22 protein-coding genes and 1 tRNA gene are annotated in these 19,483 nt (G+C 65.9%); 13 read left to right on the forward strand and 10 right to left on the reverse strand.

Annotated elements, in window-relative coordinates; translation table 11 throughout:
• Positions 1–10: 10 nt before the first annotated feature.
• A complete protein-coding gene (locus tag OJJ21_RS00985) occupies positions 11–898 on the forward strand; it encodes a LysR family transcriptional regulator (protein WP_297682430.1) in 888 nt (295 codons plus the stop codon).
• On the opposite strand, the gene OJJ21_RS00990 is transcribed toward OJJ21_RS00985, so the two are convergent.
• The 3 genes from OJJ21_RS00990 to OJJ21_RS01000 form a co-directional block, all read right to left on the reverse strand.
• Entirely contained in the window at positions 895–3,198 is a 2,304-nt protein-coding gene (locus OJJ21_RS00990; protein ID WP_297682432.1) for an NADP-dependent malic enzyme, read from the reverse strand. The two genes, OJJ21_RS00985 and OJJ21_RS00990, sit on opposite strands and share 4 nt — an antisense overlap.
• Before the next feature lie 143 nt (positions 3,199–3,341).
• A tRNA-Leu gene (locus OJJ21_RS00995) sits at positions 3,342–3,428 on the reverse strand.
• Between the two features lie 72 nt (positions 3,429–3,500).
• Positions 3,501–3,740 (reverse strand): FliM/FliN family flagellar motor switch protein, encoded by a 240-nt coding sequence (locus OJJ21_RS01000; RefSeq protein ID WP_297682434.1) that lies wholly within the window; start codon positions 3,738–3,740, stop codon positions 3,501–3,503.
• Between the two features lie 120 nt (positions 3,741–3,860).
• Between OJJ21_RS01000 and lipB the strand changes: the two genes are divergently transcribed.
• Positions 3,861–4,547: a lipoyl(octanoyl) transferase LipB gene (gene lipB / locus OJJ21_RS01005; protein ID WP_297682571.1), complete on the forward strand. Its 687-nt coding sequence runs from the start codon at positions 3,861–3,863 to the stop codon at positions 4,545–4,547.
• A gap of 32 nt (positions 4,548–4,579) precedes the next feature.
• On the opposite strand, the gene OJJ21_RS01010 is transcribed toward lipB, so the two are convergent.
• Positions 4,580–4,807, reverse strand: coding sequence for a hypothetical protein (locus OJJ21_RS01010; protein WP_297682436.1), 228 nt, complete (start codon positions 4,805–4,807; stop codon positions 4,580–4,582).
• 581 nt (positions 4,808–5,388) lie between these two features.
• Between OJJ21_RS01010 and OJJ21_RS01015 the strand changes: the two genes are divergently transcribed.
• The 3 genes from OJJ21_RS01015 to OJJ21_RS01025 all read left to right on the forward strand — a co-directional run bounded on the left by OJJ21_RS01015 (position 5,389) and on the right by OJJ21_RS01025 (position 7,775).
• Entirely contained in the window at positions 5,389–6,075 is a 687-nt protein-coding gene (locus OJJ21_RS01015) for a hypothetical protein (RefSeq protein WP_297682437.1), read from the forward strand.
• 98 nt (positions 6,076–6,173) lie between these two features.
• Positions 6,174–6,809, forward strand: a complete 636-nt coding sequence (locus tag OJJ21_RS01020) for a glutathione S-transferase family protein (protein ID WP_297682439.1) — start codon at positions 6,174–6,176, stop codon at positions 6,807–6,809.
• Between the two features lie 75 nt (positions 6,810–6,884).
• Positions 6,885–7,775: a helix-turn-helix transcriptional regulator gene (locus OJJ21_RS01025; RefSeq protein ID WP_297682441.1), complete on the forward strand. Its 891-nt coding sequence runs from the start codon at positions 6,885–6,887 to the stop codon at positions 7,773–7,775.
• Positions 7,776–8,447: 672 nt separating this feature from the next.
• On the opposite strand, the gene OJJ21_RS01030 is transcribed toward OJJ21_RS01025, so the two are convergent.
• The 5 genes from OJJ21_RS01030 to OJJ21_RS01050 form a co-directional block, all read right to left on the reverse strand.
• Positions 8,448–8,738, reverse strand: coding sequence for an acylphosphatase (locus OJJ21_RS01030; RefSeq protein WP_297682443.1), 291 nt, complete (start codon positions 8,736–8,738; stop codon positions 8,448–8,450).
• A gap of 98 nt (positions 8,739–8,836) precedes the next feature.
• Complete coding sequence (locus OJJ21_RS01035) at positions 8,837–9,046, reverse strand: heavy-metal-associated domain-containing protein (protein ID WP_297682445.1); 210 nt, start codon at positions 9,044–9,046, stop codon at positions 8,837–8,839.
• Between the two features lie 34 nt (positions 9,047–9,080).
• Positions 9,081–9,284, reverse strand: a complete 204-nt coding sequence (locus tag OJJ21_RS01040) for a DUF2892 domain-containing protein (RefSeq protein ID WP_297682447.1) — start codon at positions 9,282–9,284, stop codon at positions 9,081–9,083.
• A 42-nt stretch (positions 9,285–9,326) separates the two neighbouring features.
• Complete coding sequence (locus OJJ21_RS01045; protein WP_297682449.1) at positions 9,327–9,941, reverse strand: YeeE/YedE thiosulfate transporter family protein; 615 nt, start codon at positions 9,939–9,941, stop codon at positions 9,327–9,329.
• Positions 9,942–9,956: 15 nt separating this feature from the next.
• The gene (locus OJJ21_RS01050) at positions 9,957–10,472 is read right to left on the reverse strand and encodes a YeeE/YedE thiosulfate transporter family protein (protein ID WP_297682451.1); all 516 of its coding nucleotides are present in this window, start codon (positions 10,470–10,472) and stop codon (positions 9,957–9,959) included.
• A gap of 139 nt (positions 10,473–10,611) precedes the next feature.
• Between OJJ21_RS01050 and OJJ21_RS01055 the strand changes: the two genes are divergently transcribed.
• From OJJ21_RS01055 to OJJ21_RS01090, 8 genes are all read left to right on the forward strand, one after another.
• Positions 10,612–11,001 (forward strand): ArsR family transcriptional regulator, encoded by a 390-nt coding sequence (locus OJJ21_RS01055; RefSeq protein ID WP_297682453.1) that lies wholly within the window; start codon positions 10,612–10,614, stop codon positions 10,999–11,001.
• A gap of 62 nt (positions 11,002–11,063) precedes the next feature.
• Positions 11,064–12,416: an NAD(P)-binding domain-containing protein gene (locus OJJ21_RS01060; protein WP_297682455.1), complete on the forward strand. Its 1,353-nt coding sequence runs from the start codon at positions 11,064–11,066 to the stop codon at positions 12,414–12,416.
• Positions 12,416–13,606, forward strand: coding sequence for an MFS transporter (locus OJJ21_RS01065; RefSeq protein WP_297682457.1), 1,191 nt, complete (start codon positions 12,416–12,418; stop codon positions 13,604–13,606). Before OJJ21_RS01060 ends, OJJ21_RS01065 begins: the two co-directional genes overlap by 1 nt.
• Before the next feature lie 76 nt (positions 13,607–13,682).
• The gene (locus tag OJJ21_RS01070) at positions 13,683–14,033 is read left to right on the forward strand and encodes a metalloregulator ArsR/SmtB family transcription factor (RefSeq protein WP_297682459.1); all 351 of its coding nucleotides are present in this window, start codon (positions 13,683–13,685) and stop codon (positions 14,031–14,033) included.
• Complete coding sequence (locus OJJ21_RS01075; RefSeq protein ID WP_297682461.1) at positions 14,005–14,523, forward strand: arsenate reductase ArsC; 519 nt, start codon at positions 14,005–14,007, stop codon at positions 14,521–14,523. Before OJJ21_RS01070 ends, OJJ21_RS01075 begins: the two co-directional genes overlap by 29 nt.
• 1 nt (position 14,524) lies before the next feature.
• A complete protein-coding gene (gene arsC / locus OJJ21_RS01080; protein WP_297682463.1) occupies positions 14,525–14,959 on the forward strand; it encodes an arsenate reductase (glutaredoxin) in 435 nt (144 codons plus the stop codon).
• Between the two features lie 27 nt (positions 14,960–14,986).
• Positions 14,987–16,048: an ACR3 family arsenite efflux transporter gene (gene arsB / locus OJJ21_RS01085; RefSeq protein WP_297682464.1), complete on the forward strand. Its 1,062-nt coding sequence runs from the start codon at positions 14,987–14,989 to the stop codon at positions 16,046–16,048.
• A 151-nt stretch (positions 16,049–16,199) separates the two neighbouring features.
• Positions 16,200–18,350, forward strand: a complete 2,151-nt coding sequence (locus OJJ21_RS01090) for a methyl-accepting chemotaxis protein (RefSeq protein ID WP_297682465.1) — start codon at positions 16,200–16,202, stop codon at positions 18,348–18,350.
• On the opposite strand, the gene OJJ21_RS01095 is transcribed toward OJJ21_RS01090, so the two are convergent.
• Positions 18,340–19,482 carry an aromatic ring-hydroxylating dioxygenase subunit alpha gene (locus OJJ21_RS01095; RefSeq protein WP_297682467.1) on the reverse strand — a complete coding sequence of 381 codons (1,143 nt, stop codon included), beginning with the start codon at positions 19,480–19,482 and terminating at the stop codon, positions 18,340–18,342. The two genes, OJJ21_RS01090 and OJJ21_RS01095, sit on opposite strands and share 11 nt — an antisense overlap.
• Position 19,483 lies beyond the last annotated feature (1 nt).

Consider the following 19,483-nt stretch of genomic DNA (forward strand, 5'->3'; position numbering starts at 1 on the left):
TCTATGCGGCATGAATCTGACCCTGATCCGCTATTTCATGGCCGTGGCCGAAACCGGCAGCTTCACCCGGGGTGCCGAGCGGGCCAACGTCACCCAGCCGACGCTCTCGGCCGGCATCAAGCGGCTGGAGGAATCGCTCGGCACCAGCCTGTTCGAACGCAGTCGCGCCCCGCAGCTGACCCCGGCCGGCGCCCGCTTCCTGCCGCGCGCGCGCCTGCTGCTGCAGGAATGGACCGCGGCCCGGCGCGAACTGCGTCAGGAAGGCCGGCCGGTCAGGCTGCGGCTGCGGCTCGGCTATATTCCCGGACTCCCCCAACAAAGACTGACCGCCCTGCTCGGCAGCTTCACGGCGGCGCATCCCGATATCGCGCTGGAAATCCTGGAAGCGCCGGCCGCGACGCTGACCCGCCGGCTCGATCTCGGCCGCATCGACGCCGCCATCCGGCCGCTCGGCGACGAGGATGAGTCAATCAGCCTGACGCTGTTCCGCCAGCGTTACCTGCTGGCCGTGCCGCCACTGCACCCGCTGGCGCGCCGCAACAGCGCCAGGATCACCGATCTGCAGGACCAGCCCTTCGTGATCCGGCCGCAGGCCGAGATCATGCCGGCGGCGGAGAAACTGTTCGACGGACTGAACGTGCGGCCGCGCATCATCGGCCGGGCCGAAAGCGATGCGGCCCTGCTGGCGCTGGTGCAGGCCGGCATCGGTGTCGCGTTATTGCCGCACTGGCTGGCCGGCGACGACGTGGCGACGCTCACACTGCCGGAGCTGCGCGACACGCACCGCATCGGCCTGCTCTGGCGCGACGGCAGCGGTGCGGCATTGCAGCAGCTCCGCGATTTCACCGCCGGGCACGACTGGGATGCGGCGGCCGGGCGGACCGTGCTGGGCCATTAGTCCGAGGCGCCGCGCCCCATCAACCCTTCGGCATGGTCCTGCGCATCGACCACGGCAACCGCGCTCATGTTGACCAGGCCGCGCACCGTGACATTGCGCGACACGATATGCGCCGATTTCGCCATGCCCATCAGGATCGGGCCGACATAGAAGCCCTGCTCCATCTGGCGCACCAGGTTGGCCGAGATATTGGCCGCATCCAGGCTGGGCATCACCAGCAGGTTGGCGCTGCCCTTCAGGTTGTTGTCGGGCATCAGCTTTTCGCGGATCGCTTCCGAGACGGCGGCATCGGCCTTCATCTCGCCCTCGATCTCCACGCCCGGCATCAGCTGGTGCAGACGCTGGGTCGCCTCGCGCATCTTGCGCGCCGACGGTGCCGAGGAGGTGCCGAAATTGGAATGCGACAGCAGGGCGATCTTCGGCGCCAGACCGAAACGACGCACTTCGTCGGCAGCCATCTGGGTAATCGCCACGATCTCGTCGGCGCTGGGATCGAGGTTCACATTGCTGTCGGTGATGAACAGCATGCCATGCGGCAGCACCAGCAGCTGCATCGCCGCCGGCAGCGACACGCCAGACCGCAGGCCGATCACATCGGCGATATGCGGCAGATGCTGGTCGTACTGCCCCACCGCGCCGCAGATCAGCGCATCGGCCTCGCCGCGCTGTACCGCCATGGCGGCAATCACCGTGGTGCTGGTGCGGATGACGGTGCGGGCATCGTCGGGGGCCACGCCCTTGCGCTTCATCAGCGCCAGATAGCCGGTCCAGTATTCGTGGTAGCGGTCGTCGCGCTCGGGGTCGATCAGTTCGATATTCTCGCCGATCTTGAGGCGCAGGCCGAGGCGCTCGATGCGCTTCTCCACCACGGCGCGACGGCCGATCAGGATCGGCAGCGCCACCTTGTCGTCCAGCACGATCTGGGCGGCACGCAGCACACGCTCGTCCTCGCCCTCGGCATAGATCAGCCGCATCGGCTTGCGCTTGGCGCGCTCGAAGGTCGGCCGCATGACAAAGCCGGTGCGATAGACGAAGCGCTCCAGGCCTTCGCGATAGGCCTTCATGTCGGCGATCGGCCGCGTCGCCACGCCGCTGTCCATCGCCGCCTGGGCCACCGCCGGCGCGATCTGCAGGATCAGGCGCGGATCGAAGGGCTTGGGGATGAAGTATTCCGGACCGAAGCTCAGATTTTCGTCGTTGCCGTAGGCGCGGGCGACGACATCGGAGATTTCCGCCATCGCCAGGTCGGCAATGGCGCGCACGGCGGCCAGTTCCATCGCCGTGTTGATCGTGGTGGCGCCGACATCCAGCGCGCCGCGGAACAGGAACGGGAAGCACAGCACGTTGTTGACCTGGTTCGGATAGTCCGAACGGCCGGTCGCCAGGATGGCATCGGGCCGCGCCTTCTTGGCGACTTCTGGCAGGATTTCCGGCGACGGATTGGCCAGCGCGAGAATCAGCGGCTTCGGCCCCATCTTCTCGACCATCTCGGCCTTCAGCACATTGGCCGCCGAGAGGCCGAGGAACACGTCGGTGCCGACGATGGCGTCGCCGAGCGTGCGGTGGTTGGTCTGGCGCGCATACCGCGCCTTGAATTCGTCCATCTGCTCGGTACGGCCCTCGTAGACCACGCCGACGATGTCGGTGACGACGATATTCTCCTTGCGCACGCCCAGCTCGACCAGCAGGTCGAGGCAGGCCAGCGCGGCGGCGCCGGCGCCCGAGGCGACCAGCTTGACCTCGTCCATCTTCTTGCCGACCACGCGGAGCCCGTTCAGCACCGCGGCGGCCACGGTGATCGCGGTGCCGTGCTGGTCGTCGTGGAAAACCGGGATCTTCATCTTCTGGCGCAGCGCGCGCTCGACCACGAAGCATTCCGGCGACTTGATGTCTTCCAGGTTGATGCCGCCAAAGGTCGGCTCCAGCGCCGCGATGATGGCGATCAGCTTGTCGGGGTCGGTTTCGTTGATCTCGATATCGAATACGTCGATGCCGGCAAACTTCTTGAACAGCACCGCCTTGCCTTCCATCACCGGCTTGGACGCCAGCGGGCCGATATTGCCCAGGCCGAGCACGGCGGTGCCGTTGGAGATCACGCCGATCAGGTTGCCGCGCGCGGTCAGTTCGGCGGCCTGGGCCGGATCCTCGACAATGGCATTGCAGGCGGCGGCGACCCCGGGGCTGTAGGCCAGCGCCAGGTCGCGCTGGGTGCCGAGCGGCTTGGTCGGGGTGATTTCGAGTTTACCCGGCTTCGGCAGCCGGTGGTATTCCAGGGCCGCGCGGTCGAGATCGGATTTCATCAATGTACTCGCAGGATCTGTACGATCAGGGCGCCGACGCACAGGATGTCGTCGGGGAAATCAGGCTTACAACAGCCTGCCATGCGAGGAAAGTGGGACGGCCCGATCCCGGAGGGGTTTGTCGACCAGAAAGGGCAATCGAATGGTGCGGTCGAAAAGACTCGAACTTTCACGGCCTTTCGGCCACAGCCACCTCAAGGCTGCGCGTCTACCAATTCCGCCACGACCGCATTTTCGGGCGACGCGGGGGAATAGCAAATCCCGGTGGGGTATTCAAGGCCGCGCCAGAGGTTAATACGGCCCTAGTCGTCCGACATGGTGTCGGTGATGGAAACCGCCACCTTCTCGCCGGAAATGACGATTTCGCCCCGGGCGATCAGCTTGTTGTTGGCGAAGATCCAGGCATGGTCGTCGACGCTGGCATCCAGCTCGATGACGGCGCCGCGGCCGACCTTCAGCACCTGATGGATCGGCATGGTCGCCTTCCCCAGCACCACGGAGATTTCGACCGAGACATCGTTGACGGCGGTATTGCTCGCCATGCCACACCTTCCTTCGGGCCACTACAGGCTTTAAGTAACCCGGGCAAGGTTAGCACAGTCTTAAGGTCCATGCCCCTCCTTCCGCCCCCGAACCAGATCATCGCCACCCCGGCCGGCCCGGTGCAGTGGATCATCAGCGACGCCCCGGTTCCGTATCCGGATGCGCTGGCCGCCATGGAGGCCCGGGTGGCCGAAATCCGCGCCGGCACCGCGCCCGAGGCGATCTGGCTGCTGGAGCATCCGCCGCTCTACACCGCCGGCACCTCGGCCAAAGCCGCCGACCTGCTGAACCCGCAATTCCCGGTGTTCGAGACCGGACGCGGCGGGCAGTACACCTATCACGGCCCCGGCCAGCGGGTGGCCTACCTGATGCTGGACCTGGGCCGGCGCGGCCGCGACGTGCGCGCCTTCGTCTGCCGGATGGAAGACTGGGTGATCGCCAGCCTGGCCCGCTTCAATGTCAAAGGCGCGATCCGGGACGGCCGGGTCGGCGTCTGGGTCGAACGGCCCGACCAGGGTCCCCCTTCTGAGAAGGGACCGGGCCGGGAGGACAAGATCGCCGCCATCGGTGTGCGGGTCCGGCACTGGATCACCTTCCATGGCCTGAGCCTGAACGTGGAGCCTAACCTGGACCACTATGGCGGCATCGTCGCCTGCGGCATCCAGAAGACCGCGGCCGAGCCCTTCGGCGTTACCTCGCTGGCCGATCTGGGCCTGACGCCGACGCTGCCCGAGGTCGACCTGGTGCTGCGCGACACGGTGGAGGCGGCCCTGCTCGACCGCCTCGGCGCCAGTTGCCAATCCTGATCAGGTTCTAGTTCTAACTCACTGAATCAGAATTATTTATTCTTCCGTTCATGCGCGCGGCGCTGCTGCCGGGTCATGCCTGCGGTCGAGACCACCTGCGGCTCGGCCGCGCCCTTGCGCGCCTTCAGCACCAGCACGAAACAGGCCGTGAAGATCACCACCGTGCCCAGACCGACCCACTGGCTGCCGGTGGCCCACCAGCCCAGGCCGCCGAACCCGACCGCGCCGGCATAGCACAGCGCCCATTCCTTCAGGCTCATTCTGTATTGTTTCTTTGTAACCATAATCTTATTCGATCTTTCTTAATTTATTGATCAACCCGAGACCGTCCCTGCCGGCGCCCCATTCTGCGGCATTCCGGTGCAGGGCACCACAGCCTGCTCCTGTCCGGTTCGTTTTGCTTCATTGGTGTTCGTTTCGGTTCGTTCAGGTTCGTTGGATACTCGTTCGGCTTCGTTGGTGTTCGTTTGGCTTCGTTGGTGTTCGTTCCGGTTCGTTTCGACTTCCCGGAGATTGCCAGGCCAGAGTTACAATCAAAAGAACACATAGGGTACATTTTCTGCAGATCAAGGCTGGCGCAATCCCCCATCACGCCCGTGCCTGCGGGAGCCCAATTCACCGGTTTGAGGGAGTCCTTCTGGCGCGGGCGTGACGGTAGGGGGCGAGGCCCCCCTTACCCTCCCGGTCTGCGACCGGGGCCCTCCCTCTCCCCGCCTGGCGGGAGAGAGTAAAGCCGGCTCTGTGACTGCCGCTCCTGTGACCCCGTCTTTGTGACAGCCGGCATGGCCCGCCGCGCCGGCCCGGCTATGATGAACCCCGTTCTCTTCAGCCCGGGGCTTTTATGAACATCCTGATCTTCGGCGCCACCGGCATGGTCGGCCAGGCCGTGCTGCGCGAATGCCTGCTCGACCCCGGCGTGGCCCGGGTGGTCGCCATCGGCCGCAGCCCGGCGAAAGGCGTCACCCCGATGGGCCGCCTGCCCGAGGCCGCGACGAAGCTGGAAGACCTGATCCACGCCGACCTGTTCGACTATGCCGGCATCGAGGACCGGCTGACCGGCTTCGAGGCCTGTTTCTTCTGCCTGGGGGTCAGCGCCGCCGGGATGAGCGAGGCGGCCTATACAAGGGTGACGCACGACCTGACGCTGGCCGCCGCCGCCACGCTGGCCCGGCTCAATCCGCAGATGGTGTTCACCTACATCACCGGGCGCGGCACCGACAGCACGGAACGCGGCCCGGTGATGTGGGCGCGGGTGAAGGGCCGCACCGAGAATGCCCTGCTCGCCCTGCCCTTCAAGGCGGCCTATATGTTCCGCCCCGGCGCCATCGAGCCGCTGCACGGGATCAAACCGAAAAGCCGGGTCTACCGGCTGGCCTATCTGCTGCTGATGCCGGTGCTGCCGCTGGTGAAGCGGCTGTGGCCGGAAAGCCTGACCACTACCGAACAGGTGGGCAAGGCGATGCTCGCCTGCGCGCGCGCAGCGAAGCCGAAACGGATTCTGGAAGTGGCGGATATCAACGCGCTGTAGATGAGCGGATCGGCACCGAAATCGATTGGTGCTGCACCGCCGATTTTCCCGAAAGCCTTTATTCGTGGGGTGTCTCCACAGAATGAAAGGCCTCAACAGTGCTCGTCATCCATCATCTCGGAATTTCGCAGTCGGACCGGATCGTGTGGCTTTGCGAGGAGCTTGGGATTCCCTACGAGCTCAAGCGCTACGCGCGCGATCCGCAGACCCGGATGGCGCCGGCCGACTACCGGGCGCTGACGCCATTCGGCACCGCCCCGGTGATCGACGACGGCGACCTCAGGCTGGGAGAGTCGGCTGCGATCATCGAATACATCGCGCAAACCTACGGCGATGGCCGCCTGCTCATCCGGCCCGGCGCGCCCGGCTATGCCGATTTCCTCTACTGGTTCCATTTCGCCAACGGGTCGTTCATGCCGGCCGCCCTGATCGATTCGCTCTGCAACCGCCTGCCCGGCGGCGCCGGGGCGATGACAGCGCTCCGCGCCCGGCTCGACCGCGCCTACGATCAGATCGAGGACCGGCTCGGCCGGGTGCCGTTTCTGGCGGGAGCGGCGTTCAGCGCGGCCGACATCATGACGCTTTTCCCGCTGACCACGATGCGGGTTTTCTCGCCGCGCGACATCGGCCCCTATCCGCAAATCCGCGCCTATCTGCAGCGCATCGCGGCGCGGCCGGCCTTCCGGCGCGCCATGCAGAAGGCCGATCCGGGGTTTGATCTGCCGCTGAGCTGACCATGGGCGCGGCATCGCCTGCACCGGAGCAATCAACCGCTTCCACCGAACCGTCATGACCCGCATAGTGACCGCATGAGCGCAACGCCGGACGACAAAGGCAAAGCCCTTCTGGCCCGCCCCGGGATCGGACTGACGGCGCGCGTCGTCCAGCGCAGCGACCTGCGGTTCAGCCGGATCGTCGTCGACCGCCCGGCGCTGATCCTGCTGCGCCACGGCACGAAACTGCTCGAATCCGCCCGCGGGCAATGGTCCCTGAAGGGCGGCGAAGCCATTGCCATCGCCGGCGGCCAGACCTTCGACGTGACCAATCGCCTGTCCGACAGAGGCCTCTATGAAGCGCAATGGCTGGTCTGGGATCCGTCCGTCATCGCGCGTTTCGAGCGGACGGCGACCGGGGGACATCACCTGGAGGGGGGCGCGGCGCTCGGGAAGGTCGATGCCGAGTTTGCCTCCGCCTTCGACCGCGCGCGCGACGCCATCGCGGATGTGCGGCATGTTCCGGACGATGTCGCCGCGCACAGGCTGACCGAGATGCTCGTCTGGCTGTCCCTGCGCGGCATCCATTTCTCCGCAGCGGAGAACCCCAGCCTGGCGGCGAAGGTGCGCCGGCTGCTCGAGACCGCCCTCGCGGAGCCGTGGACAGCCCCGGTTGCAGCGAAACGCCTGGCGCTGAGCGAGGCTACGCTGCGGCGGCGCCTGGCCGCCGAAGGCACCAGCTTCGGCGACCTGCTGACTGACGTCCGCATGTCCTACGCCATGCTTCTGCTGCAGTCGACGGAGTATGCGGTCAACCGCATCGCGCTGGAGGTCGGCTATGAATCGGCCTCGCGCTTCGCCATCCGGTTTCGCGAACGCTTCGGCTTTCCGCCCACGGCGATCAGGGGACATGCCCGCGATTGCCCGCCCGATGGCGGATCGGTTGTGCGGAACGGGAGCGATCAGGCGGTCACAGAGCTAAACTAGCGTGCGCGGTAAGTTGTCTGGCAAAACGGCATTAACAGCCAAAAGGGCTCTGGCTCTCGCGGAAGCAACTCAAGAAAAAACTATAATTCCAGCGAGAGTGAGAATCCGGACGATGGATCAGCTCAGCGTATGCGCTTTAGCTTGAAGTTGACGTGAACCGGCTCGTTGAGAACCCCGTCCGCCAAAACTTCCTATGCTACTTATTATAATGCCTAATTAGCATAGACTGGAATCGGTCTATATCTCGCTTTATGCCTGCTACTTTGGATGACGTCACATCAACTCCAGCTTCCGTCATCCAACCGCCAGCTTCTATAAAAGTGAGAATTTTTTCGCAGCCCGTGATGTGCCGTTGAATTAATTCTCTTGGGAAAGGCATCGCTATTCTCCTGTTGAATTCACGCATCAGCGCGAAGATTCTTAACGCCCCCCAATGGTGTGTTCACGAGGTAGCAAAAATAAGCCCTCGCGCAAAGTGATTTTTGTTATTAACAAGTGAAGTGGGGATTGCTTCCTACTTCACCATTTCTGACCATCGTGGCCGTTGATAGTCGCTGATAGATTTTTGTAGTCGTTTTATAAAATGTGCCGGACCCGAAGGTCGCTCAAACCACATACCTATTCGCGGTATCATTGTTGTTCAGGCGGCGGGGCGGTTAGATGTAAAATCCGCTACAGCGTCGGCGTCTGCGAGAACTTGGTCGCGCCGGCGGCGAGTTCGGCTTCCTCGGGCGTCACCGCGCCCTGCTCCACCACCTGCACTTCGGCCGTATCGGGCCCGGTCTGCAGCGCATGTTCCAGCGTGTCGAGATCGGCGGTGTCGCCATAGGCCAGCACTTCGACGCGGCCGTCGCGCCGGTTGCGCACCCAGCCGACCAGGCCGAGCTGGCGGCCGCGCGTGGCGGTCCAGTAGCGGAAGCCCACGCCCTGCACCCGGCCGGAAACGAAGAAACGCCGCGCCATTTTTGCCATGCGCCAGCTTAGCCCGGCGCGACGCGGCCGGCCAAGGGGGCAAAACCCGGCCCTGCCCGCGAAAAATCGCGGGATAACCGCGCGCGGCCTCAGGCCGGGAGGCGGATTTCCTCCGGCGCGTAGCCGGCCTGCGCGATGGCCGCCTTCACCGCCTCGGCGTCGGCCGTGCCGGTGACCGTGACGCGCCTGGCCGGCCGGTCGAATGCGATGGCGTCGATGCCGCCGAGCTGGCCGAGCGCCTGGCGGATCGAGGCTTCGCAATGGCCGCAGGTCATGTCGGGAACGGAAAACACCGCCATGGAAAACTCCTGGTCTGACCGGTCGGCAGCCGTGTCACTCGGCCGGCTTGAGCGGGCAGGTGTTGATGCCCAGCAGGGTATAGGCCGGGCAGAAGCGGAACAGGCCGGTGGCCAGCGGCACCAGGCCGATCAGGCCGAACCAGCGTTCCGGGCCGGGATAGACGGCGACGAAGGTGAGCAGGATCAGGCCCGCGACGATGCGGAGGATGCGGTCGAGACTGCCGACATTGCTTTTCATGACAGGGCTGCTTTCTGTGCGGGTTCGGTTTCCGTGCGGGGTTCAGTGTTGCGCGGCGATGCGCTGGCGGCCGGCAACCGGCGACGGTTCGGTATCGCCATCGACCTCGCGGCCGAGTTCCTCCTGCCACGGGCGCCAGCGTTCCAGCACCACCAGCAGGGCGACGATCAGCGCGGCAAACACCAGCGCCACCAGCCAGAAGGGCTGGCCGACCAGATGATCGAGCGTGAGCTTGCCCGGGCCGCCGTCGATCCACGGCCGCAGCGTGGGTTCCAGATAGCCGAAGGCCAGCGCGCCGCAGAGGCCGCCGAGCAGGGTGGCCCAGGCATCGCGATAGCCGGCGCCGATCTGCGCCAGCACGGTGCCGGGACAGCCGCCGGCCAGCGTGATGCCGACGCCGAGGATCAGGCCGCCGGCGATATCGGCGGTGTAGAGCGTGGCCTTGGGCGACAGCTTGATCAGGCCGAAGCCGTTCAGCGCGGCCAGCACCACCAGGCCGGTGGCCACGGCGCTGAGGAAGACCTTGAGCATGGTGAAATTGCGCAGCTGCATCTGGCCGACGATGACGCCGGGCTCGAAGACGCGCGATTTCTCCAGCGCCAGGCCGAAGACCAGGCCCATGACGAGGCCGGTGAGAATGGCTGACAGAACGCTCATGGCGCCCTCCTCTGGTTACACGCGGCGCAGCAGCATCGCGGTGGCGATGCCGCCGGCGAACATGGCGGTGACGGCGGTGAAGGATCCGATCGACAGCTGGGCGATGCCCGAGAGGCCATGACCGCTGGTGCAGCCATCGGCGATGCGGGCGCCGAACAGCATGATGAAGCCGGCGACGAAAGCCAGCGGCAGGCGCTGCTGCAGGCTGCCGATGCCCATGCCGCGCGACCAGACATAGGACATCGCCGGACGGCGCGCGCCGGACAGCCGCGAGGACAGGAAGGCGCCGAGCGCCACGCCGACCACCAGCGCGACCTGCCACCAGTTCTTGGCGCCGGCGAGATGTTTGGCGATGTAGTCGATCTTCACGGCGCCCGGGTCGACCAGCGCGGCGAGGTTGCCGGCGACGGTGACATAGGAGGACGAGGCGCCGAGCGCGGTGTTGATCAGCAGGAAGGCCGGAATCTGCAGCAGGCCGATCAGGATGCCGGCCGCATAGGGCGACCAGGCCTTGTCGCGTAAGGACATCATTGTGCACCTCCGAAGGTCAGCGAATCTCGGGAGCAATTTATACAGTCCCGAAGTGTTTTTACTTGATATGGATCAAGCCGGCTTGACGCGGTGCCGGACGGGCACTACGTTATTCGTCGAATGACGAATGGAGCGCCCGATGGCGACCAGGACCAAAACCCCCAAAAAACCCAAAGCCGCCATTGATAAAGCCGGGGCCGTCTGCTGCGATCCGGGCCTGTCGGCCGCGCCGATCCCGGCCGATCTGGTGGAACATGCCCGCGCCGAGGATGACGAGCTGGCCGAGCTGGCCAAGGCCGTTGCGCATCCGGTGCGCGTGCTGATCCTGCGCAACCTGCTGCGCATCGGCACCTGCTATTTCGGCAAGCTGGCCGACCTGCTGCCGGTGGCGCCGTCGACCGCCTCGCAGCATCTGAGCATCCTGAAAGACGCCGGCCTGGTGCGCGGCGAGATCGGCGACGCCCGCCCCTGCTACTGCGTCGATGTGCCCAGGCTGCGCCGCCTGCAGCAGCTGATCGGCAACCTGTAGGTCCCCACCTCTTTTTTTGATTATCGCATTCGTATTTCGACGAAGACCGAAGGAGCCCCGCCATGAACGCCATCAACACCGCACTCGCTCTCCCTGTCGCCGTGATCGGCGCCGGCCCTGTGGGTCTGGCCGCCGCCGCGCATCTGCTGGCGCGCGGGATGACGGTGAAAGTGTATGAGGCGGCCGACGACATCGCCGCGCATGTGCGCGACTGGGGCCATGTGCGGCTGTTCTCGCCGTGGTCCTACAATATCGACAAGGCAGCGCGCGCCCTGCTGGAACCGACCGGCTGGCAGGCGCCGCCGATGGGCGTGCATCCGACCGGCGCGGAGCTGTATGCGCAATACCTGAAGCCGCTGGCGGCGACGCGCGAGATCGCGGGCGTGCTGGAAACCGGGGTGCGCGTCACCGCGATCAGCCGCGCCGGCTTCGACAAGATGAAAAGCGCCGGCCGCGACAGCGCCCCCTTTGCGCTGACCGTGCAGACGAAAAGCGGCGCGCGGCAGGACCTGGCGCGCGCGGTGATCGACTGTTCGGGCACCTGGAGCCAGCCCAATCCGGTCGGCAGCAACGGCTTGGCCGTGCCGGGCGAGCGCGAGCAGATGGCACGGATTGCCTATGGCATCCCCGATGTGCTGGGCCGCGATGCCGATACTTACGTCGGCAAGCGCGTGCTGGTGCTCGGCGCCGGACATTCGGCGGCCAATGTGCTGCTCGATCTGGCCAAACTGAAAGGCCGCGTGCCCACTACCGAGATCGTCTGGGCGGTGCGCGGCGGCAGCCTGGCCCGCTTGTTCGGCGGCGGCAGCAATGACAAGCTGGCGGCGCGCGGCGCACTGGGCCGCAGCCTCGAGGACCAGGTGAAGGCCGGCGGCATCGATCTGCATATCAACAGCAGCGTGACGAAGATCGACGGCGGCACGGCTCTGCAGGTGACGCTGCAGCAACCGGGCGGCACGACCGAGGCGGTGACGGCGGACCGCATCATCGTGGCGGCCGGGCAGCGGCCGGCGCTCGACATGCTGCGCGAGATTCGCCTCGACCTCGATCCGGCCACCGAAAGCCCGCGCGTGCTGGCGCCGCTGATCGATCCCAATGTGCATTCCTGCGGCACGGTGCGGCCGCATGGCCATCGCGAACTGGCGCAGCCCGACAGCGGCTTCTATATCGCCGGCATCAAGAGCTATGGCCGCGCGCCGACCTTCCTGCTCGCCACCGGCTACGAACAGGTGCGTTCGATCGCAGCGGCTTTGGCCGGCGACATGATCGCGGCCGACGACGTGCAGCTCGACCTGCCGGAAACCGGCGTGTGCAGCAGCAGCCTGGTGACGACACACACGACTGCCGCATCGGGTTGCGGTACGGCCAAGCCACGGGTTGCGGTGACGGCGGCAACCAAGGCAGGCTGCTGCTGATGCAGATTTCGAAGCAGCACCGCCTCGCCGTCATTCTCGCGCTCGGCACGGCGCAGACACTGGGCTGGGGGTCGACCTATTACCTGCCGGCGATTCTGGCCGGGCCGATGGCGGCCGAGTTCGGCGTCTCGACCAGCTGGATCTACGGCGCCTTTTCGGTGGCGATGCTGCTGACCGCCTTCATCGGCCCCGGCGTCGGCCATCGCATCGACCGTTTCGGCGGCCGCAACATCCTGACGCTGTCGAGCCTGATCTTCGCCGCCGGACTCGCCCTGCTGGGCGCGGCACAGCATCTCGCGGTGTTCGTCGCCGCCTGGCTGCTGATCGGCTTCGGCATGGCGATCGGGCTGTACGAGGCCGCCTTCGCCACGCTGACCGCGATCTATGGAAAAGAGTCGCGCAGCGCCATCACCGGCATCACGCTGCTCGCCGGTTTCGCCAGCACGGTGTGCTGGCCGATCTCGGCGCTGGTGGATGCCGAATGGGGCTGGCGCGCCACCTGCTATATCTGGGCCGGCGCGCATCTGCTGATCGGCCTGCCGCTCAACCGTTTGATGATCCCGCGCGAACTGGGCGCGCATATCACCGCGCCGGAGAAAGCCGACGGCAGCGGCGAGATCGCCATCTTCACCCGGCCGATGCTGCTGCTCGCCTTCGCCTTCGCCGTCACCTGGATCACCAGCACGGCGATGGCGGCGCATCTGCCGCGCATCCTGGAAGCCGCCGGGGCCAGCAAGACAGCGGCGATTGCCGCCGCGGCATTGGTCGGCCCGGCGCAGGTCGCCGCGCGCGTGCTGGAACATACGGTGCTGCGGCGCTTCCATCCGCTGCTCTCGGCCCGCATCGCCTCGATCACGCATCCGATCGGCGTCGGCCTGCTGCTGATCTTCGGTGCGCCGGCGGCGTATCTGTTCACCCTGCTGCATGGCGCCGGCAACGGCGTGATGACGATTGCGAAAGGCACATTGCCGCTGGTGATCTTCGGCCCGGTCGGCTACGGCCGGCGCCAGGGCTGGCTCGCCGCGCCGGCACGTTTCGGCCAGGCCGGTGCGCCGTTTGTGTTCGCCCTGCTGCTCGAATGGTACGGCCAGCATGTGCTGCTGTTCACCGCCGGACTCTGCACCGCGGGCCTGATCGCCATGCTGCTGCTGCGCACCGCGGAACCTGAAGCGGCCGGCGCGCGAATCTGACCCTGTCATCACCCTTGTCATCAAAGTTTCACTGGCCGGCGGTCTATATTTCGATATATCTGGAAATATGGAAAAGATGACCGACGGACTTGCCGTGCAGGCCTTCGCCGCGCTGGCGCAGGAGACCAGACTGGCGATCTATCGCCGCCTGGTCGAGGCCGGGCCGATGGGCCTGCCGGCCGGTGCGCTCGCCGAAGCGCTGGAGGTGCCGGCCCCCACGCTGTCGTTCCATCTGGCGCAGCTGCGCGGCGCCGGGCTGATCACGCAGCGGCGCAGCAGCCGTTCGCTGATCTATGCCGTCGATGTCGGCCGCATGACCGACGTCATCGCCTTTCTCTCCGACCGCTGCTGCAGCGGCCAGCCCGAACTCTGTCTTCCTTCAACCCGGACCCGCACCGATGCCCGACCAAGACGCAAAGCCGTTTAACGTCCTCTTCCTCTGCACCGGCAATTCGGCGCGCAGCATCCTGGCCGAAGCGATCATGAACCAGCTCGGGAGCGGCCTGTTCCACGCCTACAGCGCCGGCAGCTTTCCCAAGGGCGAGGTGCATCCGATGGCACTCGACCTGCTGAAAAAGAGCGGCCATGACATCAGCGGCCTGCGCTCGAAATCCTGGGATGAATTTTCCGGCGCCGACGCGCCGGCGATGGATTTCGTCTTCACCGTCTGCGACAACGCCGCCAACGAGGTCTGCCCGATCTGGCCGGGCCAGCCGATGACCGCCCATTGGGGCCTGCCCGATCCGGCGGCCGTCGAGGGCAGCGAGGTCGAGCAGCGGCTGGCTTTCGCCGACACCTATCGCATGCTGAGCAACCGCATCCGCGCCTTCACCAGCCTGCCGCTCAAGGCGCTCGACGGGATGACGCTGCAGCACCGGCTGAACGAGATCGGCCGCGACCAGTCGAAAGCCTCATAGGATGGCAATCACGATCTATCACAATCCGGCCTGCGGCACCTCGCGCAATGTGCTGGCGCTGATCCGCAACAGTATTCCCGAGGGCGGAACGGAGCCGCAGGTGATCGAATACCTGAAAAACCCGCCGGATCGCGCCACGCTGGAAGCGCTGATCGCGCAGATGAGCATCGGCGTCCGCGCCCTGCTGCGTGAAAAGGGCACGCCCTTTGCCGAGCTTGGCCTTGACGATCCAGACCTGGACGATGCGGCACTGCTCGATGCCATGATGCAGCACCCGATCCTGATCAACCGTCCGATCGTGGTGACGCCGCTGGGCGTCAGGCTGTGCCGGCCGTCGGAGACCGTGCTCGACATCCTGCCCGATCCGCAGCGCGGGCCGCTTACGAAGGAAGACGGTACGCCCCTGATCGATGCCGGCGGCGCCCGCGTCGCCTGATCGCAACCCGCTCCAGACAGGAACATTATGTCCGCAGACACGGCCATCGGCCAACCGGCCAAACCGGCAATGAACACCTTCGAACGCTATCTCACGCTGTGGGTGGCGCTGTGCATCGTCGCCGGCATCGCGCTCGGCCACTGGCTGCCCGGGCTGGTACAGGTGGTGGCCGGCGCCGAGGTGGCTAAGGTCAACCTGCCGGTCGCTGTGCTGGTCTGGCTGATGATCATTCCGATGCTGCTGAAGATCGACTTCGCCAGTCTGGGCGAGGTGCGGCAGCACTGGCGCGGCATCGGCGTCACGCTGTTCATCAACTGGGCGGTGAAGCCGTTTTCGATGGCGCTGCTCGGCTGGCTGTTCATCGGCTGGCTGTTCCGCCCGTATCTGCCGGCCGAGCAGATCGACAGCTACATCGCCGGCCTGATCCTGCTGGCGGCGGCGCCCTGCACGGCGATGGTATTCGTGTGGAGCAACCTGGTCGACGGCGAGCCGAATTTCACGCTGAGCCAGGTGGCGGTCAACGACCTGATCATGGTGGTGGCCTTTGCGCCGCTGGTCGGCCTGCTGCTCGGCATCTCGGCTATCACCGTGCCCTGGGATACTTTGCTGCTCTCGGTCGGCCTTTATATCGTCGTGCCGGTGCTGATCGCGCAGCTCTGGCGCCGGTCGCTGCTGCGCCGGGGGACGCAGGCCCTGCAGCATGCGCTACGCCGTCTCGCGCCGCTGTCGCTGCTGGCCCTGCTCGCCACCCTGGTGCTGCTGTTCGCCTTCCAGGGCGAGCAGATCGTGGCGCATCCGCTGGTGATCGCGCTGCTGGCGGTACCGATCCTGATCCAGGTCTATTTCAATTCGGGCCTGGCCTACTGGCTGAACCGCCAGTGCGGCGTGGCGCATTGCGTCGCCGGACCCTCGGCGCTGATCGGTGCCAGCAATTTCTTCGAACTCGCCGTCGCCGCCGCGATCAGCCTGTTCGGCCTGCAGTCCGGTGCGGCGCTCGCGACTGTCGTCGGCGTGCTGATCGAAGTGCCGGTGATGCTGTCGGTGGTGCGCATCGTCAATGCCAGCAAAGGCTGGTACGAACGGCACTGAACGGCATCGGATTACGGTTGCATGCAGCGCCTGCTGCTTTCACGCGATCGTCAACTCGGCGCAGGACCTCTAGCCCCTCTGTGGTATTCTGCCCGCCACGCAATCCGCGATAGCATTAGCCGCAAGGCAATGCAGATGAACGGGGGATGGCATGATCCGTTGGCGCGTGGGCACGAAAATCATCAGCATCGGGATTATCGTCCTGATCGCCTTTGCGGCGATCGCCGGCTTCTACAGTTATCAGAGCCGCCAGGTCGATGCCCTGCTGGTGGAGGATCGCGAGGCCACCGCGCATGTCGAGCGCACCGCCAAAACGCGCGACTTCTTCCTCAAGGCCCGCATCGCCGAACGCAATTTCGATGAATCGCCCGACGCCAGGCATGCGCAGGCGACCGGACAGATGGTGGCCGGCGCGCAGGCCGAACTGCGCGCCATGGAAACCAGCACGGTGCAGCCCGACGAAAAGCGCGAGGTGACCGCCGCGATCGACGCGCTGGCCGCCTATGCCCAGCGGTTCGAGGCGTTGCGCAGCCTGTGGGAGAAGCTCGGCTATAACGAAAACAGCGGCCTGCAGGGGTCGCTGCGCAAGGCGGTGCATGAAATCGAGACAGCCTTGGGCAGCAGCGCACCCGAACTCTCAGCGCTGATGCTGACGCTGCGCCGCAATGAGAAGGATTTCATCCTGCGGCGCGACCGCAGCTATCTGGAGCGGTTCGAGAAGAACGCCGATATCTTCCGTGCGGCCCTGGATAAAGACGGCCGCGCGGCGCAGTTGCAGCTGCTGGCGACCTATCGCCGCGATTTCGCCGCCCTGGTCGAGGGCACGCTGGCAGTGCGCGGCGCCAATGCGGCGCTGGAGGCGGCCGGCGAAACTTTCCTGCCGCAGATCGATGCGCTGTTCACCCGCAACCTCAATGAAATGAACGCCGCCAAGACGGCAGCGGCCGAGATGCGGGCGAAATCCGAAATCGGCACCACGCTCGGCCTGGCCACTGTGGCGATCTTCAGCCTGATCGTCGCCGCCGTGATCGGTCGCGGCATCGGCCGGCCGCTGGCGCAGATGACCGGGCTGATGACGGCGCTGGCCGCCGGCGACCTGAGCAAACCGGTGCCGGAGCTGAAACGCTCCGACGAGGTGGCCGATATGGCGCGCGCACTCGAAGTATTCAAGCGTAACGCTGTAGAAAAGGCGCGGCTGGATGCCGCCGAGAAAATCCGGCTGGAAACCGAACAGCGCGAAGCCAGCGAAGCGCGCGAGCGCGATGCCCGTATCAGCCGGCAGATTGCCGAATTCTGCACCGCTATCGGTGGCGGCGCACTGGATCGCCGCGTCGAGACGACCGGACTGGACGGCGTGTTCCGCGACCTGGCGCAGCAGATGAACGGCCTGGCCGGCATGCTGCAGGACATGGCCGGCGAACTGGCCGCGATGATGGGCGCCATGGCCGACGGCGATCTGAGCAAGCGCGTGGCCGGCGACTATGGCGGCGTGTTCGGCGAACTGAAATCGAGTTCAAACCGCATGAGCGACATCCTGCGCGACTTCGCCGGCCGCCTGTCGGACAGTGCCAGGGCCGCCAAGATGGCTTCGGCGGAAATCTCCGCCGGCAGCCTCGACCTGGCGCAACGCACGGAGAGCCAGGCCGCCAGCATCGAAGAGACCGCGGCTTCGATGCACGAGATCACCACCACGGTGAAGCAGAATGCCGACAACGCCCAGGCCGCCAGCCAGCTGGCCACGGCGGCGCGCGATACCGCGGAAAAGGGCGGCGCGATCACCAGCAATGCGGTTCAGGCCGTGACCCGCATCGAAGACAGCGCGCGGCGGATTTCCGACATCGTCGGCCTGATCGACGAGATCGCCTTCCAGACCAACCTGCTGGCGCTGAATGCAAGCGTCGAGGCGGCCCGCGCCGGCGAGGCCGGCAAGGGCTTTGCTGTCGTGGCGCAGGAAGTCCGCGCGCTCGCCCAGCGTTCGGCCAATGCCTCCAAGGACATCAAGGCGCTGATTACGGAGTCGAACGCGCAGGTCAGGAACGGCGCCAGCCTAGTCAACCAGACCGGCGCCTCGCTGACCGAGATCGTGACTGCAATCAAGAAAGTGTCGGACATCGTCGCCGAGATCGCCGCCGCAAGCCGCGAGCAGGCCGGCGGGCTGGAGCAGATCAATACCGCCGTGGCGCAGATGGATGAAATGACCCAGCGCAACGGCGCGCTGGTGGAAGAAACCTCGGCCTCGGCGCAGCAGCTCGCCAACCAGTCGGCACAACTGGCCGAACTGGTCTCCTTCTTCAGGACGTAGCGGCGAGGCGCCGATCCAGGCTGTCGTGAAACCAGGCGCAGGCCTGCTCGAAGCGGCCGAAGGTGACATGCGTGTTGGCGCCGGAGCGAAAGCCGGCCTGGATCGCCTGGCCCATCTGGAAATCCTCGTCCAGTGCATCCCAGAAGATTTTCACATTCCGGTCCCAGTAGGCCTCCGCCTTCTCGGTGGCGGGCGGTTGCGGGATCAGCGCGCCGCCATGCACGCTGCAGGCATCCGTCCCCTGCGGAAATACGGTCATCACCGTGGCATGGTCCGGCTGCACCAGGATGATCAGATTGGGGAAGATATAGTAGAGCGGATTGCCGTAGTCGCGCAGGTTGCGCCCCTCAACGCCCTGCTCCACCAGCTCGGCGGCATTGCGCTTGGTGAAATAGAGTCGCGCATGCGGGTCCAGCCGGTCGGCCACCGCGACATTGTCGGCGAACATCGGCGCGATGGTTGTCTTGTGCGCGAAGGGGACGTGATAGGTTTCCAGCCCGCCCTCGATCACGACTTTCCAGTTGCATTTCAGACCGATCTCGCGCTCGTCATGCAGCACATGGCTGCCGAGCCCGAAGCTTTCCAGATCCTCGCGCACACCAGCCAGGAATCCGGAGAAGTCATAGCCGTCGTGCGGCTCGGGTAAGACGAAAACCAGCCCGAAGGCCTGCGCCACCGGCAGGCGAACGAGATTGTGCTGCGCCCTGTCGATGCCGGCGAAACCTGCTTCATGCGGGATGCCGCGCAGCTTGCCGGTGAGGTCGTAGCTCCAGGCATGATAGGGACAGGTGAAAGCGCGCTTGCCGCAGCCGCCCCTGTCCCAGACCAGCTTGGCGCCGCGATGACGGCAGACATTGAGGAAGGCCTGCAGCTGCCCGGCGGTGTCGCGCAGCAGCAGAATCGGCAGGCCGAGCAGATCATGCGTGACGTAATCGCCGGGCTTCGCGAGTTTGGACGCGAAGGTGACGGCGATGGGCGACCGGCGCAGCAAAGCCTGTTCGGCCGTCAGTCGCTGTGGATCGATGTAGCGCGCCACATCGACACGGGCGACATCCTCGGCCATATCGGTTGTGCGCGCTGCCATATGGCTGCGGACGCGATCGAGCCATGCGGCCTGTTGCGCCGGCTGCATC

It is taken from the genome of Ferrovibrio sp. (genome assembly GCF_025869515.1).
Taxonomy (GTDB): domain Bacteria; phylum Pseudomonadota; class Alphaproteobacteria; order Ferrovibrionales; family Ferrovibrionaceae; genus Ferrovibrio.